Source organism: Nocardia sp. Marseille-Q1738, from assembly GCF_965283145.1.
This window is the reverse complement of record NZ_CBDIMS010000001.1, coordinates 1,232,565-1,247,274: the sequence shown is the minus strand read 5'-3', so window position 1 is coordinate 1,247,274 and position 14,710 is coordinate 1,232,565. Positions and strand designations below refer to the sequence as shown.

Annotated in this window: 13 protein-coding genes; 5 read left to right on the top strand and 8 right to left on the bottom strand. The window is 67.9% G+C overall.

All coding sequences use genetic code 11. The annotated features are described in order from the left end of the window. Positions 1-51: 51 nt before the first annotated feature. Complete coding sequence (locus tag ACWPXK_RS05730) at positions 52-972, bottom strand: aminodeoxychorismate lyase (protein ID WP_454194922.1); 921 nt, start codon at positions 970-972, stop codon at positions 52-54. Positions 973-1,291: 319 nt separating this feature from the next. Between ACWPXK_RS05730 and ygfZ the strand changes: the two genes are divergently transcribed. The 4 genes from ygfZ to ACWPXK_RS05710 all read left to right on the top strand — a co-directional run bounded on the left by ygfZ (position 1,292) and on the right by ACWPXK_RS05710 (position 4,648). Further along, complete coding sequence (ygfZ, locus tag ACWPXK_RS05725) at positions 1,292-2,407, top strand: CAF17-like 4Fe-4S cluster assembly/insertion protein YgfZ (RefSeq protein ID WP_454194921.1); 1,116 nt, start codon at positions 1,292-1,294, stop codon at positions 2,405-2,407. Positions 2,408-2,508: 101 nt separating this feature from the next. Continuing rightward, a complete protein-coding gene (locus ACWPXK_RS05720; RefSeq protein WP_454194920.1) occupies positions 2,509-3,216 on the top strand; it encodes an MOSC domain-containing protein in 708 nt (235 codons plus the stop codon). Positions 3,217-3,309: 93 nt separating this feature from the next. Next, the gene (locus tag ACWPXK_RS05715; RefSeq protein WP_454194919.1) at positions 3,310-4,263 is read left to right on the top strand and encodes an asparaginase; all 954 of its coding nucleotides are present in this window, start codon (positions 3,310-3,312) and stop codon (positions 4,261-4,263) included. Between the two features lie 175 nt (positions 4,264-4,438). Continuing rightward, the gene (locus ACWPXK_RS05710) at positions 4,439-4,648 is read left to right on the top strand and encodes a DUF3073 domain-containing protein (protein ID WP_043686525.1); all 210 of its coding nucleotides are present in this window, start codon (positions 4,439-4,441) and stop codon (positions 4,646-4,648) included. Positions 4,649-4,798: 150 nt separating this feature from the next. Here the strand turns inward: ACWPXK_RS05710 and purM are convergent, their stop codons facing one another. The 7 genes from purM to ACWPXK_RS05675 form a co-directional block, all read right to left on the bottom strand. Further along, the gene (gene purM / locus ACWPXK_RS05705; RefSeq protein WP_454194918.1) at positions 4,799-5,875 is read right to left on the bottom strand and encodes a phosphoribosylformylglycinamidine cyclo-ligase; all 1,077 of its coding nucleotides are present in this window, start codon (positions 5,873-5,875) and stop codon (positions 4,799-4,801) included. A gap of 130 nt (positions 5,876-6,005) precedes the next feature. Next, positions 6,006-7,697, bottom strand: a complete 1,692-nt coding sequence (locus ACWPXK_RS05700) for an ABC transporter ATP-binding protein (protein ID WP_454194917.1) — start codon at positions 7,695-7,697, stop codon at positions 6,006-6,008. Further along, positions 7,690-8,736 (bottom strand): ABC transporter permease, encoded by a 1,047-nt coding sequence (locus ACWPXK_RS05695; RefSeq protein ID WP_454194916.1) that lies wholly within the window; start codon positions 8,734-8,736, stop codon positions 7,690-7,692. Before ACWPXK_RS05695 ends, ACWPXK_RS05700 begins: the two co-directional genes overlap by 8 nt. Then, entirely contained in the window at positions 8,736-9,746 is a 1,011-nt protein-coding gene (locus ACWPXK_RS05690) for an ABC transporter permease (RefSeq protein WP_454195465.1), read from the bottom strand. Before ACWPXK_RS05690 ends, ACWPXK_RS05695 begins: the two co-directional genes overlap by 1 nt. Before the next feature lie 119 nt (positions 9,747-9,865). Further along, positions 9,866-11,398 (bottom strand): ABC transporter substrate-binding protein, encoded by a 1,533-nt coding sequence (locus tag ACWPXK_RS05685; protein ID WP_454195464.1) that lies wholly within the window; start codon positions 11,396-11,398, stop codon positions 9,866-9,868. Positions 11,399-11,999: 601 nt separating this feature from the next. Further along, the gene (locus tag ACWPXK_RS05680; protein WP_454194914.1) at positions 12,000-12,335 is read right to left on the bottom strand and encodes a hypothetical protein; all 336 of its coding nucleotides are present in this window, start codon (positions 12,333-12,335) and stop codon (positions 12,000-12,002) included. Further along, positions 12,332-13,618 (bottom strand): helix-turn-helix domain-containing protein, encoded by a 1,287-nt coding sequence (locus ACWPXK_RS05675; RefSeq protein WP_454194913.1) that lies wholly within the window; start codon positions 13,616-13,618, stop codon positions 12,332-12,334. Before ACWPXK_RS05675 ends, ACWPXK_RS05680 begins: the two co-directional genes overlap by 4 nt. Positions 13,619-14,208: 590 nt before the next feature. Here ACWPXK_RS05675 and ACWPXK_RS05670 point away from each other — a divergent pair. After that, positions 14,209-14,709 carry a DNA-directed RNA polymerase subunit beta gene (locus ACWPXK_RS05670; RefSeq protein ID WP_454194912.1) on the top strand — a complete coding sequence of 167 codons (501 nt, stop codon included), beginning with the start codon at positions 14,209-14,211 and terminating at the stop codon, positions 14,707-14,709. Position 14,710: the final 1 nt, after the last annotated feature.

Genomic DNA, 14,710 nt, shown 5'->3' with positions numbered 1-14,710 from the left:
CCAGCGGCCACTCACCTGTTCGCCTGAGACCCACAGAGCCGAGGGACCCATTCACCAGTCGCCGATGGCGCCTGCTCGCTCGATGCCGCGATTCACCAGTTCGATGATCTCCCCGGCGTTGTCCGGCGCGGACATCCGCAGACCGTCCAGCGAGTTCACCCGCGCCGCCAGCGAGATGCTCGACAGCATCCAGATGCTGTCGCAGGTGAGCAGATCGGCGGTGAACAGCGAGTCGTAGCGGCACTGCCAGCCGGCCTTCTCGGCCTCGACGAACAGCGCGCGCTGGGTGACGCCGGGCAGCACGCCGTTCTTGGCGGGCGGGGTGATCAGCTGCTTGTCGCGCGCGATCACGACGGTGGACCGCGGACCCTCCAGCACCCGGTTCTCGGTGCTGGTGAAGATCACGTCGTCCGCGCCCATCCGCTGGGCGAACCGGAGCGCGGCCATGTTGGTGGCGTAGGACAGCGTCTTGGCCCCGAGTAGCTGCCACGGCGCCGCCTGCGCCAGGTCGACCGAGATACCGCGCGACAAGCTCACCACCGCGACGCCTTCGGTGCGGGCCTTCTCGACGCGCTCGGGCACCGGCACCACCAGCACGAAGGCCGTCGGCACCGGCACGGCGGCGGCGAGGTCACCGGTCTTCACCTTGTCCGGCGCGCCGGACAGTTCGGAGTCACGGCCGCGGGTGAGCACCAGCCGCAGGATCCCTTCGCGCTCGCTGCCCCACTCCTTGGCGGCAGTCTCGACCGCTTCCCGCCATTTCCCCAGCTCTGGCTCGGGCAGATCCAACGCCTGTGCGGAGCGACGTAACCTGCCTAGATGAAATTCGATCGCGCACGCGACTCCTGCGCGCACTAGAACCGTTTCGAAGACACCGTCGCCGCGCAATACGCCAATATCGTCCGCAAACAACAACGGCGCGTCCGCATCGCGGACCACGCCATCGAGTGTTACCAGAACTCGATCCACCATGCGTCGAGCGTAGGCGGTACGGGCGGACAATGCCTACGTCACGGCCGCTTTCGCAAGACCTTTTGTCAATGTTCCTTGCGTCATCGGTCGCAATACTCGCAAAATGCCGATTCGCTATGCCCAGTTCCGGCTCGGCGGCCCGGTGCACCCCCCACCGTGCGGCCGCGCAGGGAAGGCGCAGCCGGACGAAGTCCGCCCTTAGACCGCGCCGGGGTGAGCGAAGGCAGAGGCAGCCGCAGAAAGGGCGCAGCCGGACGAAGTCCGTCCTTAGACCGCGCCGGGGTGAGCGAAGGCGAGGCAGCCGCCTAGAGTGGAAAAGGTGTCCGTGGTCGTTGCGCCCAGCCCCATCCTCAGTGTGTCGGGAGCCGTGCCGGGAGCGGCGGGTTCGCCCGACGCCGCCGTCGCCTGGCATTACGGCGATCCGTTCGGCGAACAGCGCGCCGCGGTGGATCGTGCCGCGATCGTCGACCGATCGCATCGGTTCGTCCTGCGCATCACCGGCGCGGAGCGCCTCACCTGGTTGCACACCATCTCCAGTCAGCATGTCGCCGCCCTCTGTGACGGGCAGTGCGCGGAGAACCTCGACCTGGATCTGAACGGCCGGGTGCTGCATCACTTCGTGCTCACCGAACTGGACGGCGCGGTCTGGATCGACACCGAAGCCGAGCGCGGGGCCGACCTGCTCGCGTTCCTGCAGAAGATGGTGTTCTGGGCCGACGCACAGCCGGTCGACGCCACCGACCACGCGGTGCTGAGCCTGCTCGGGCCACGGGTCGCCGAGCTGACCGACGCGCTCGGCATCGCCGCCCTTCCCGGCGTGTACCAGGCGACGCCGCTGCCCGGCGGCGGATTCCTGCGCCGGATGCCGTGGCCGACGGCGGACTCCTTCGAGCTGGTCATCCCGCGCGATCAGCTGGCCGACCGGTGGGCTCAGCTCACCGCGGCCGGAGCGGCGCCCGCCGGGATGTGGACGTTCGAGGCGCTGCGCGTCGCGGCCGTTCGTCCGCGGATCGGACTGGATACCGACGAACGGACCATCCCACACGAGGCCCACTGGATCGGCGGTGTCGCCGAACACGGCGCCGTCCATCTCGACAAGGGCTGCTACCGCGGCCAGGAGACCGTCGCCAGGGTGCACAACCTCGGCAAACCGCCGCGGCACCTGCTGCTGTTGCACCTGGACGGCTCGGCCGACGAGCGGCCCGCCACCGGCGACGACGTCACCGCGGGCGGCCGCGCGGTCGGCCGGCTCGGTACGGTCGTCGATCACTACGAACTCGGCCCCATCGCGCTGGCCCTGATCAAGCGCACGGTTCCGGCCGACACCGCACTCGCCGCAGGCCCGGTCGCGGCGGCCATCGATCCCGATTCGGTGCCCGCCGACGACGCGCCGCAGGCCGGCCGGATCGCGGTCGACCGGCTCCGCGGGCGCTGAACCCGTTGACGAATGACCGGTCGGTCAGGGGCTTTCCCCGCCGGCGCACCCATCCCCGCTCAGCGCCGAGTTCCCTATCCATGACGAGAGGAGCGCTGTCCATGCGCATCGGTGACTCCGGAGAGGTCCTCGCCACCTGCGTCGTGCATGCCGACCTCGAGGTTCCGGGGCGAGTCGGTCGCACGGCGATCGACAAAAGGCCGGTAGCCGGCCGGGTCGGGGTGCGTGTTCTCGGTTTGGCGGGCGACCACGTCTGCGACACCAAGCACCACGGTGGCGTGCACCAGGCCGTTTACGCGTACGCCGATGAGGACGCCCGGCGCTGGGGCACGGAACTCGGCCGGGAGCTGCCCGCGGGGTGGTTCGGCGAAAACCTGCGCATCGCCGGTCTCCCGGTCAGCGACGCGGTGATCGGCTCGCGCTGGTCGGTCGGCGACACCCTGCTGGAAGTGAGCGCGCCGCGGGTGCCGTGCGCCACGTTCCAGCACTGGAGCGGCGAGCGGCAGTGGGTGAAGCGGTTCACGCTGCGCAGTGATACCGGCGCCTACCTGCGAGTGCTCACCGAAGGCACGATCGGCGCCGGCGATCGGGTCACGGTGGTGCACGTCCCCGAGCACGGCATCACCGTCCGCGACGTGTTCACCGGTGCCGATCTCGACCTGCTCGCGATCCTGTTGGCCGACGAGCCGACCATCTCCGACGACGTGCGGATGCAGATCGAACGGCACGCGCGCAGGCAGACCAACGCCGCACGCGCCGCAGCGCGCCGGGACGGCATAGAAGAACCGAGCATCGGAGCGCAGTCGTGAGCGAGCGTCAGCGAGCGAACCAGAAACACAGCGCGCCCTCGCGCACGACGGAGCCGAGCGCCAGCGAGGCGCAGTCGTGAGCGAGGCGCAGTCGTGAGCGTGGAACTGGTCGAAGTCGTCCGCTCGGGCTTCCGCGAGTGCGTGCACCGCGGCTCGGTGGTGGTGCTCGACGCCGAGGGCGAACCCACCCTGGCGCTCGGCGAGGTGCACCTGCCGATCTTCCCGCGCTCGACGAACAAACCGATGCAGGCGATCACCATGCTGCGCAACGGTTTCCAGCCGATCGACGACGCCGAGCTGGCCATCGCCACCGCCTCACACTACGGCGAGCCGGACCACATCGCGCTGGTGCGCAGGCTGCTCGACCGGTTCGGGTTCTCCGAGGCATCTCTCGCATGCCCACCCGACCTGCCGTTCGAGGAGCGAGCCCGCGCCGCGGCGCTCTCCGACGGACAGCAGCCGCGCCCGATCTACATGAACTGCTCCGGCAAGCACGCGGCGATGCTCGCGACCTGCGCGATCAATGGCTGGCCCACCGACGGCTACCTGGATCAGGCGCATCCATTGCAACGCGCGGTGGTCGCCACGGTGGCCGATCTGACCGGCGAGCCGGAATCCGATCTCGGCATCGATGGCTGCGGATTGCCGATCATCCCGGTGTCGCTGGTGAACCTGGCGAAGGTGTTCGCGGCCATGGCGACCGCCGAACCCGGCACCCCGGAACGCCGGGTCGCCGACGCCGTCCGCGCGCATCCGCGAGTGATTTCCGGCACGAACGGCCCCGACCTGCTCGCCATGCGGGCAACCCCGGGACTGTTGTGCAAGATCGGCGCGGACGGCGTGCACGCGGGTGCGCTGCCGGATGGATCGTCCTTCGCGTACAAGATCGACGACGGTCACGACCGCGCCCGGATGCCGCTGACGCTGGCCATTCTGCATCGGATGGGGATCGAATGGACCGATGCGCATGCGGAACTCGCGGCACCCGCCGTGCTCGGCGGCGGCGCGCGAGTCGGTGTGATCCGCGCGATACCCGGGGTCGTGTAGCGATTCGATCGCGGGGCGACAAGCGGGCAAACGGCACCAGTTCCTGAGTTCTTCACCCACTCCTGGAAGCGAGACCGGCAGACACACGCTAAAGTGTCTGTCAGGAAGAGTATTAATTCGAACGGGGCCGCCACCAAACCCCAGGCCGCCCCGCTGTGACGCGAGGGGGTCAGCCATGGGCCGTGGCCGGGCTAAGGCAAAGCAGACCAAGGTCGCACGCGAGCTGAAGTACAGCTCGCCGTCGACCGACTTCGCGAGCCTTCAGCGCGAGCTTTCGGGAAGCCCCAACTCCCAGCGGAGTGGTGGTGTGCTGTCCGATGAGCACGACGCGGACGACTCCTTGTCCCGCTGGGATGAGGACGACTACGACGACTGGCGCCGCTGACTCGGATTTACGTCTTGAAGGGGGAGGCCGACGGGCCTCCCCCTTCGAGCGTTGTCGCGGGTTGACGGGACTGGCGCCGAAAAGGCTTGCAATACATCAGAGTCCCGCATCGGATGAGGATGCGGGACTCTGGCGTGTCTTCCGCCGAGATCAGAATCGCGGATGCTCACCGACCAGCACGGCGCGCACCGCGTCGGCGTCCTTGGCCTTCTTGACCGTGCCGAGCGTCCAGCACTCGATGTGCCGCGCGGTCAGCACGGCCAGCGCGCGGTCGACGTCCTCCGGGGCGACGACGGCGACCATGCCGATGCCCATGTTGAACGTCTTCTCCATCTCGGCCCGTTCCACCCGGCCGCGCTGGGCGATCATCTTGAATACCGGTGCCGGGTTCCAGGTTCCGCGATCCAGTTCGGCTACCATGCCGGCGGGCAGCACCCTGGCCAGGTTGGCCGCCAAACCGCCGCCGGTGACGTGGGCGAACGTGCGTACGTCGGTCTCGGCGATCAGCGCGAGGCAGTCCTTGGCGTAGATCCTGGTCGGCTCGAGCAGTTCCTCACCGAGGGTGCGGCCGAATTCCTCGACATGCCCGGTGAGCGACATGCGGTCGATGTCGAGCAGCACCTTCCGAGCCAGACTGTAGCCGTTGGAGTGCAGGCCCGAGGAGCCCATGGCGATCACCACGTCGCCGGGACGCACTCGATCCGGCCCGAGCACCGCGTCGGCCTCGACCACACCGATGCCGGTCGCGGATAGGTCGTAGTCGTCGGGGTCCATCAGGCCGGGATGCTCGGCCGTCTCGCCGCCCAGCAGCGCGCACCCGGCGCGCACGCAACCTTCGGCGATACCGGAGACGAGTTCGGCGACCTTCTCCGGAACGACCTTTCCGATCGCGATGTAATCCTGCAGGAACAGCGGCTCCGCACCGCAGACCACGAGGTCGTCGACGACCATCGCGACCAGGTCGAGGCCGACGGTGTCGTGCTTGTCCATCGCCTGCGCCACCGCGATCTTGGTGCCGACGCCGTCGGTGGAGGCGGCCAGCAGCGGTTCCCGATAGCCACCCTTCAGCGCGAACAGCCCGGCGAAGCCGCCGAGGCCGCCTTGAACCTCGGGCCGGGTCGCCTTCTTCGCCAATGGTCCGAACAACTCGACGGCGCGATCACCTGCCTCGATGTCCACGCCTGCCGCGGCGTACGAAGCACCACCACTGGGGGTCTGTTCAGTCATTTTCGGGGAAAGCTCCAAACCGAATCGGCGGATAGATGCCTGCTCACGCTACCGGAGTGGGATAACGACCCCGCACCGGTGTTGGCTCGCCCTCTTGACAATAGGGCAGAGCGAACCGTAATACGGACCATCAGTCCGACTCGTTCCCGTCGAACAGTCCGGCCGTCCGTGCCCGGCGGCGACGCTGCCGCGCCGGGTCGGGCACCGGTACGGCGGCCACCAGACGCCGCGTGTAGTCCTCCCGCGGAGCCCGCAGGATGTGGTCCCGATCGCCATGCTCGACCACCGCCCCGTTGCGCAGCACCACGATTCGGTCGGCGAGCTGATCGACCACGGCGAGATCGTGGCTGATGAACAGGCACGCCCAGCCGCATTCGCGCTGGAGTTGCCCGAACAGTTCCAGCACCGCCGCCTGCACCGAGACGTCCAGCGCGCTGGTCGGCTCGTCGGCGACGAGCAGGTCGGGGTCGAGCACCAGGGCGCGGGCCAGGCTCGCGCGCTGACGTTGCCCACCGGACAGCTCGTGCGGGTACCGGCGCTCGGCGCCCGCGGGCAGCCGCACGTCGTCGAGCAGTCCGCGCACCCTGGCGCGGATCTGCGCCGAACTGCCGGTCTTGTGCACGATCAGCGGTTCGGCCACGCAGTCGCCCACGGTGAGCCGCGGGTTCAGCGAGCTGGCCGGATCCTGGAACACGAATCCGAAGCGTCGCCGGATCGGCCGCAGCTTGCGCTGCGACAGGCCCACGATGTCCTGCCCGCGCACCCGCACCACCCCGGAGGTCGGCCGTTGCAGCGCCGCGACGCAGCGGCCGATGGTCGACTTGCCCGACCCGGACTCGCCGACCAAGCCCAGGGTCTCGCCGGGTCCGATGCGCAGGCTGACCTCGTCCACCGCGCGGAATCTCGGGCGACCGAACGGCCCGGGGAACTCCACCACCAGATCGCGGACCTCGAGCACCGGCTCGCCCTCGGCTCGCGCGGGGTCGGCCGGGCCGTGGTCGATCTGTTCGGTGCCCAGATGCGGGACCGCGGCCAGCAAGGAGCGGGTGTACTCCGCCTTGGGAGTCGCGAGCAGCTCGTCCACCGGCGCTTGCTCGACCACCGCGCCGTCGCGCATCACCACCACACGGTCGGCGATATCGGCGACAACGCCCATGTTGTGGGTGATCAGGATGATCGCGCTGCCGATCCGGTCGCGTAAGTCGCGCAGGAGTGCCAGGATCTCGGCCTGCACCGTGACGTCGAGCGCGGTGGTCGGCTCGTCGGCGATGATCACCTTGGGCTCGCAGGCGATGGCGATGGCGATCATCACACGTTGCTTCTGCCCGCCGGAGAGCTGGTGCGGGTAGTAGTCCACCCGGTGTTCCGGATCGGGCAACCCGACCGTCCGCAACAACTCCACCGCGCGCGCCTTGGCGGCCTTCTTACTCAGATCGGTGTGTGCCCGCAGCGCCTCGCCGATCTGGAAGCCCACCGTGAACAAGGGGTCGAGCGCCAGACCCGGCTCCTGGAAAACCATCGAGATCGCGCCGCCGCGCAGCGCGGTGAGCTGCCGCTCGCTCATCGCGCTGATCTGTTCGGTTCCCAGGGTGACCAGGCCGCGTACCGACGCGGTCTGCGGCAACAACCCCATCGCGGTCCGCGAACTCACCGACTTCCCCGAGCCGGATTCCCCGACGATGGCCAGTACTTCGCCGGGATAGACCTCGTAGGACACGTCGGTGACCGCGTGCACGGGCCCCGCGTCGGTGGCGAAGGTGACCGACAGCGATTCGATCAACAGGGCAGGGCGGTCCCGCTTCGCCGTGGATGACTCAGGCATTGGCGGTGTCCTTCCCGCCGACTCCGCCCTGCGCGCCCGGAACGGTTTCGGGCTGCTCGGCGGCGGCACTCGGGGCGGCGCCGGCCGCGACGGCCCGACGGGTGCGCAGGATCGGGTTGAGCACTTCGTTGAGGCTCTCGCCGACCAGCGTCATGCCGAGCACGACGAGCACGATGGCGACACCGGGGAAGATGCCGGTCCACCAGATGCCGTTGGATACGTCCGGCAGCGCCTTGTTCAGGTCGAAGCCCCACTCCGCGGCTTGGGTCGGTTCGATGCCGAAACCGAGGAAACCGAGACCGGCCAGGGTGAGGATGGCCTCCGACCCGTTCAACGTGACGATCACCGGCAGCGACTGGGTGACGTTGGCGAGGATGTGCCGGAACAGGATTCGCGCCGTCGACGCGCCGGTCACCCGCGCGGCGTCGACATACGGCTCCTGCTTCACCGCCACGGTGGCATTGCGCACCACCCGGAAGTACTGCGGCACGAACACCGCCGTGATCGCCACCGCGGCGGACAGCACACCGCCCAGACTTGTCGAGCGGCCACCCGCGACCACGATGGACACCACGATCGCCAGCAGCAGCGTCGGAAAGGCGTACATCGCGTCCATGAACAGCACCAGCACCCGGTCCGGCCAGCGGCCGATATAGCCGGACAGCAACCCGAGCGGCACACCGATCAGCAGCGAGAGCACCAACGAGATCGCGATCACCCACAGCGCGGTGCGCGCACCGTAGATCACCCTGGAGAACACGTCTTCCCCACGCACCGAGGTGCCGAACCAATGCTCGGCCGACGGCGCCTGCTGACGGGCGAAATCGACGCCGTCGGCGGCGCTCTGGGCGAATCCGTACGGCGCGATCAGCGGGGCGAAGAGCGCAGCGACCACGAAGACGCCGACCAGGCCGAGCCCGAGGATGAGCGTCGCGCGCTGCAATCCCGCGGTCATCGAGAACAACCGCAGGCCGGGCACGCCCCGGCTCGGCACCGGCGGCGCGAGCACCGGTTCGTTCAGCAGTTCCGGAGCGGTCATCAGAACCTCACCCTCGGATCGATCAGCGCGACCAGGACGTCCACCACGAAACTCATCACCGCCACGATGAGCGCGATGAACGCGACGATGCCCTGCACGGCGATGAAGTCCCGCGCCGACAGATACGACGCGAGCTGGTAGCCGAGCCCTTTCCATTCGAAGGTCGTCTCGGTGAGCACCGAGGCGCCGAGCATCATGGCGATCTGCATGCCCATCACCGTGACGATCGGGATCATCGCGTTGCGGAAGGCATGTCGTCCGGTCACGACCCGGCGGGACAAGCCGCGCGCCCGTGCGGCGTCCACGTAGTCCGCGCGCAGCGTCTGGATCAGGTTGATCCGCACCAGCCGCAGGAAGATGCCCGCGGTCAGCAAGCCGAGCGCGATGGCGGGCAGCACGGCGTGTTTCAGCACGTCGATCAGATATCCGGTGTCGCCGTAGAGGATCGCGTCGATCACCATGATGTTGGTCTTGGGCGAAACGTGCTGCAGTTGCAGTTCGACGTTGGTACTGGCCCGGCCCGCCACCGGCAACCACCCCAGCTCCACCGCGAACACCAGCTTCAGCAGCAGGCCGACGAAGAACACCGGCGCGGCGTAGAACAGGATGGCCAGCAACCGCAGCCCCGTGTCGGCGGCCGAATCCCGATGGGTCGCCGCGTATCTGCCCATCGGAACGCCGATCGCGAACGCGACGACCAGCGCCCAGCACACCAGTTCCAGCGAGGCGGCGCCATAGGTGACGACGACCTCGCTGATCTCCCGGTTGTCCTGGGAGCGACCGAGATCCCCCCGCATCAGCCCGGAGAGATAGTCCCAATACTGGGCCAGGATCGGCCGGTTCAACCCGGCCGCCTCCTTGCGCGCCTCGATCTGCTCCTGCGTCATGCGCCCGCCCATCGCGGCGCTGATCGGATCGCCGACCACGCGCATCAGGAAGAACACGACCGTCACGAGGATCCACGCGGTCACCGGAATCAGCAGCAGGCGCACGCCCAGGTAGCGCAGCAGCGCAAGGTGCCGAGAGTCGTCGCCGCCCTTGACCGTTCGCGGCAAGCCGAAGCGCCGGGCCCGGGCCTGCGCCGTACCCGGCGCTGTTGTCGTCCCGGGCCCGGCAGTGTCGCCGGAACTCACTTGCTCAGCACCGTATAGCGGAACTTGAACGACGAGTCGAGCGTCTGCTCGACGCCCTGCACGTCGGTGGCCGATACCGCGATCTGCTTGCCGGACAGCAGCGGAACGATCGGCAGGAAGTTCTGCGCCAGATCACGCTGTACCTGCCTGATCTGCTCCATCCGCTTGTCCTTGTCCGGCTGGGTCGCCTCGGCGATCAGCTGCGCGGAGATGCCCGGGTCCTCGAAATGCGACTGCAGGAAGTTGTTCGGACCGAAGAACGGGCTGAGGTAGTTGTCCGGGTCCGGGAAATCCGGGAACCAACCGAACTGGTACAGCGGGTACGCGTCGCGCGCGCGTTCCCTCTGGTAGGTGACCCATTCGGTGGATTGCAGGTTGACCCGGAACAGCCCCGTTGCCTCCAGCTGCGACTTGATCGCCGCGTATTCCTCGGAGCTGCTGGAGCCGTAGTGGTCCGGGTTGTATTGCAGGTTGAGCTCGACCGGCGTCGCGACACCGGCGTCGGCGAGGAACTTCGCGGCCCGGTCTTTGTTCGGCTGGGCGCCGTAGATCTCCTTGAACGGCTCCGCCGCACCCGGCATGCCTTGCGGCACAGACGAATACGCGGGCAGATAGGTGTTCTTGTAGACGCCGTCGGCCAGCGCGGCCCGGTCGACGGTGGCGGCGACGGCCTTGCGCACGGCCAGCTTCTGCTCCGGCGTGCCGCCCGGCATGGTGTTCATGTTGAACACGATGTAGCGCAGCTCGCCACCGGGACCCTCGTGCACGGTGACCTTGCTGTCGCCACGCAGCGATTCGACGTCGGTGGGTGTGAAGGACCGGTATCCGACGTCGAGCGACCCGTTCTGCAGGTCCAGCTTCATATTGTCGGCGGTGGCGTAGTACTTGGTCGAGACCGTCTTGGTTTTCGGGGTGCCGAGAATGCCGTTGTAGTCGGCGAACGCCTGGTACTCCACCAGCTTGTTCTTGTCGTAGCTCGCGATGGTGTACGGGCCGGAGTAGCCCTTGGCCCGCACAACCTCCTCGTCCGCCATCACCTTGTCGGGCGCGTACACCTTCTCGTCGACGATCGGTCCGGCCTGAGTGGGCAGAATCGCCGGGAAGGTCTGGTCGTTGGCGACCTTCAGCGTGAACGCGACGGTGCGCGGGTCGACGACGTCGGTCTTCTCCAGGTTGCCGAGCAGCGACGCGGGCCCGTTCGGATCGTTGATCCGCAGCATCCGGTCGAAGGAGAACTTGACGCTGGTCGCGGTCAACGGATTGCCGTTGGCGAACTTCAGGCCCTCTTTCAGGGTGCACGTGTACACCGTCGGCGCGGTGAACTCGCACTTCTGCGCCGCGTCCGGCCGTGGGGTCGCGTCGCCGGGAGCGAAGTTGAGCAGGTACTGGTAGATCTGCGTTTCGGCGACCAGCGACCCGTTGTCATAGGCGGCCGCCGGGTCGAGCGAGAAGATCTTGTCGGTGGTGCCCGCCACCAATCCGGCACCGCCACCGTCGCCGGTTCTTCCGGAACCGCAGCCCGCCACCATCGATGCCGCCAACGCCACCAAGCCGACGGCCGCGATGGTTCGCGCCCCGGTCCGTCGCCCAATCCTCGAATTCCTCATCACGGCCCCACTTCTCGAGCGCCGCACCGCGTTCTCCTGGATCGCAGGCCCGGTGCGGACACGGGTGAACTTCCGATCTGATCGGCACCGTACCTACGAAGCATTTTCGGCACGTTACGTTTTCGAAGAAAAATTGCCGCGTCGTCAGCAGGGATTATGCGTCTCGTCGATGACGGGGCGGAAAAACCGGTCGTACGTCCAGAATTGCCGGGGACCGCGGGTTGCGATGTCTCGAGGACGCCACATCACGGTGCACGACAGTCGCACTGTACCCACTCCAGCGGCCGAACGAATCACCAACCGACACCCGCCGAGTTGCTTCCGGCAGGTATCGACGAGCCGCTCTCGAACAGTGACAGGTCACGCAACGGGCGGCCGGGATGCAACTGAGCCTCCACTGAACTGCGGTCCACCCACTGAGGAGTCCGCGCGTATCTAGGCGGCATTCCTAACCGAATGGCCTATTGACGAATGGGGTGCGCATCGCGGCCCTCGCTGTCGGCTGACAACGGCCACTGACCAGCTATTCAGTCGCCGATGGCTGGCCGAGCAGGTAGTCCTTCAACCGAGGGGAACCGGTGCGCGCGGTCTCCACGATATTCACTGCCTCACGCCCGGTTAGACCGAGCCGCTGCGCCAGCTCCAGCGGCACTACGTCGGCGTCACCGACAATCTCTACGAGCAGCCGATTACGGGCCTGCTCCGCTGCGTGGACTTCGTCCCGGGCCTGCTTGAACCGGTCGGACCGCGACGGGGCACGTCCTCCCTCGCTGCGCGCGAACACTTCGCCGGTGCCGAGAAGTGCGGCCTTGGCTCGCTCGATCCGAGCCAACACCTCCGCTTCCCGCTCCATGCTCATGCCATCACGATATCCCGAGCCGTGAGGCTCGCGTCGAGCGCGCGGACCGGCCGCGTACCCGCCCACGGCGAGAGCTCGCGGCGGCCGTCACGGATGGCGGCGGCCAGGCGCGGCGACCGGCACTGCGCCGTGAGGTCGGCGGCGTCGCCGACGACGGCCGCAGCCTCTTCGATCTCCGAGAGTTGGATCAGCGACCGCTCTAGTTCGAGCAGCGACATCGCGCGGTCACGCACGAAGTTGGGCGAGATCAGAGTCAGCGCGCGACGGGTCGCCTCGGCTGCCGCTGCCGCGTTGCCGAGGATGCTCAGGCAGTTGCCCCGGTAGGACTCCATCAGCGCGGCACCGATGAAGTACGCGCGGGACTCGCGCGGGTGGCACGGTTCGAGCCCGGCGATATCGCGGTCGGCCTCGTCCAAGGCAGTAAGGCAGGCTTGTCGCTGTCCGGCGACTGCGGCGGCCTCGGCGGTGCGAACGCCAACATAAGCGCGCAACGGTCGATCCTCTGACTGCGCGACCCAGGCGCGGGCGGCGACCGCATAGTCGAGCGCGACGCGTGGTCGCCCCTGCCAGATAGAGAGCTGGGAAAGGTGGCACAGCATATATGCGCCGAGGTCGGCGTCTTCGGCCTCGTGCGCCGTCTCCCGAGCCAGATGGTAGAGCCGTGTGGCCGTGTCGTAGTCGCTGCCGTCCCATGCGAGACACCCTGCGAATCCGGTCCATTCGGCATACAGGCTCAGCATCTCGGGCCGCAGCGGCGCGGGACAATCGCGAAGCATCGCCTCAACGAGCTGCTGCTGCGCGATCACGAGACCCTGCGCTGCGGGCGAGCCGAGCATGTCGTCGAGTTGCATCGCCGCGTGCAGGGTATTGCGGACTACTGCGACGGTGGCGCTATCCGGTCGACCCGCGCCGGACATCAACCAGCGAGCACGCTCGGCGTCGGCAACGCCGAGCATCGCTAGCCCGCCAGCACCGAGCGCGCCAACCTTGAATAGCTGCCGCCGGTCCACATCATCCTCCTCGCTCGGGCGCAGCCGTTCGCGGAATGCCGCCACGACCTCCGCCGGTGCACGGGACAGCGTCGTATCCAACACTGCCTGATACATAGGCCGGATCGATCGGCCGGCCTCCCAGTGCTTGACCGTGCGCTCATGCGCGCCCAACTTGGCTGCCCAATCTGCCTGGCTCAACCGGAAAGCCTCGCGCAGGGCGAGGCTTTCCTTGCCAGTCCACTCTCTGACGCTCACCATGCGGCCCCCAAAGACGAAGTGGTCGAGGCTCACTGTGCACCACTCGGCCCCCACTGGTCCACCAAAACGCCACCGAAGCGCCACCCCCTTCGCCGCGAAAGTACTAACGGCCCCCGGCGCGGGGTGAGCCCGTTCCTCATCCGGGCACTCCACCGGCATCTGTCACCCAACGGGCGGGTGGGATCCCCTGCGCCGGGCCGCTTCCAATTGCCGAGCAGAAGGGGTTTGACGGTGGGTCGGGACGACGACGGGGTCAGCGATGATTTCACAGCGCGGCTGCACCACGTGCAGGCCGAGGACGATCTGGTTACCGAATCCGAAAAGCGCCTGACCCAACGGGCAGTCCGGCTGTCGCAAGTCGGGCAGTGGGCGACAAGCGACGAAACACCGTATGGGCCGCTATCGCGTGTGCGGTGTCCCGATACCCAGCATTGCTTGCGGCTCGCCCCTTTCGAAGGCGGCCGGATCGGACCGCATGACCGCAACGTCCCCGGCCCGTGCGGCTGGGTCGGCACCGAGGTACTGGACGACCGGCTTGGCATCCCACGCGACTGCTTGATCACCATCGGCGACACAACCGGCATCGACCGGAAACGGCTTCCTCGAGATCGGCCGTGACTGGAATGACCGACAGGACAAGACGTTTCCCGGACGATGCCACCGTGGTCCTGGCGGACACTCCAGTGTCCCGGTGCCGGTTCTATCAGCGGGTGTGCGGGCTGCCCGCACGGATAGACCCGCAGATGGGCCGAATCTTCGTGCTATCCGGCAGCGTCGGCGCGATCACCATGCCCGCGCAGCTCGGCGCGCTGGTGAAGAACCATCTGAACCGGGCCGCACCGGCTGGGCCGATCGTCTCGCATCCACGGTCGAAACGATGGACATTTCTGATCAGGCCGGATGTCCACGATGAGATGCCGCTGTTCACCGAGTTGTTCCGGCTCAACGCGACCTTGTCTCCGATCGGAGCGCAGATCGCGCTGCCCTCCCCCGTCGATGAGGCTGGGGCTGTGGGGTTTCGGCTTTGGGCGCAGGCCCCACGCGATTCCTACCGGCCGTCCGGGCTGGCGGTAATCGAGGCCATCCGCGCCTGCGTGCGTCCGCGACCAGCGCGGCGGAGGTAAC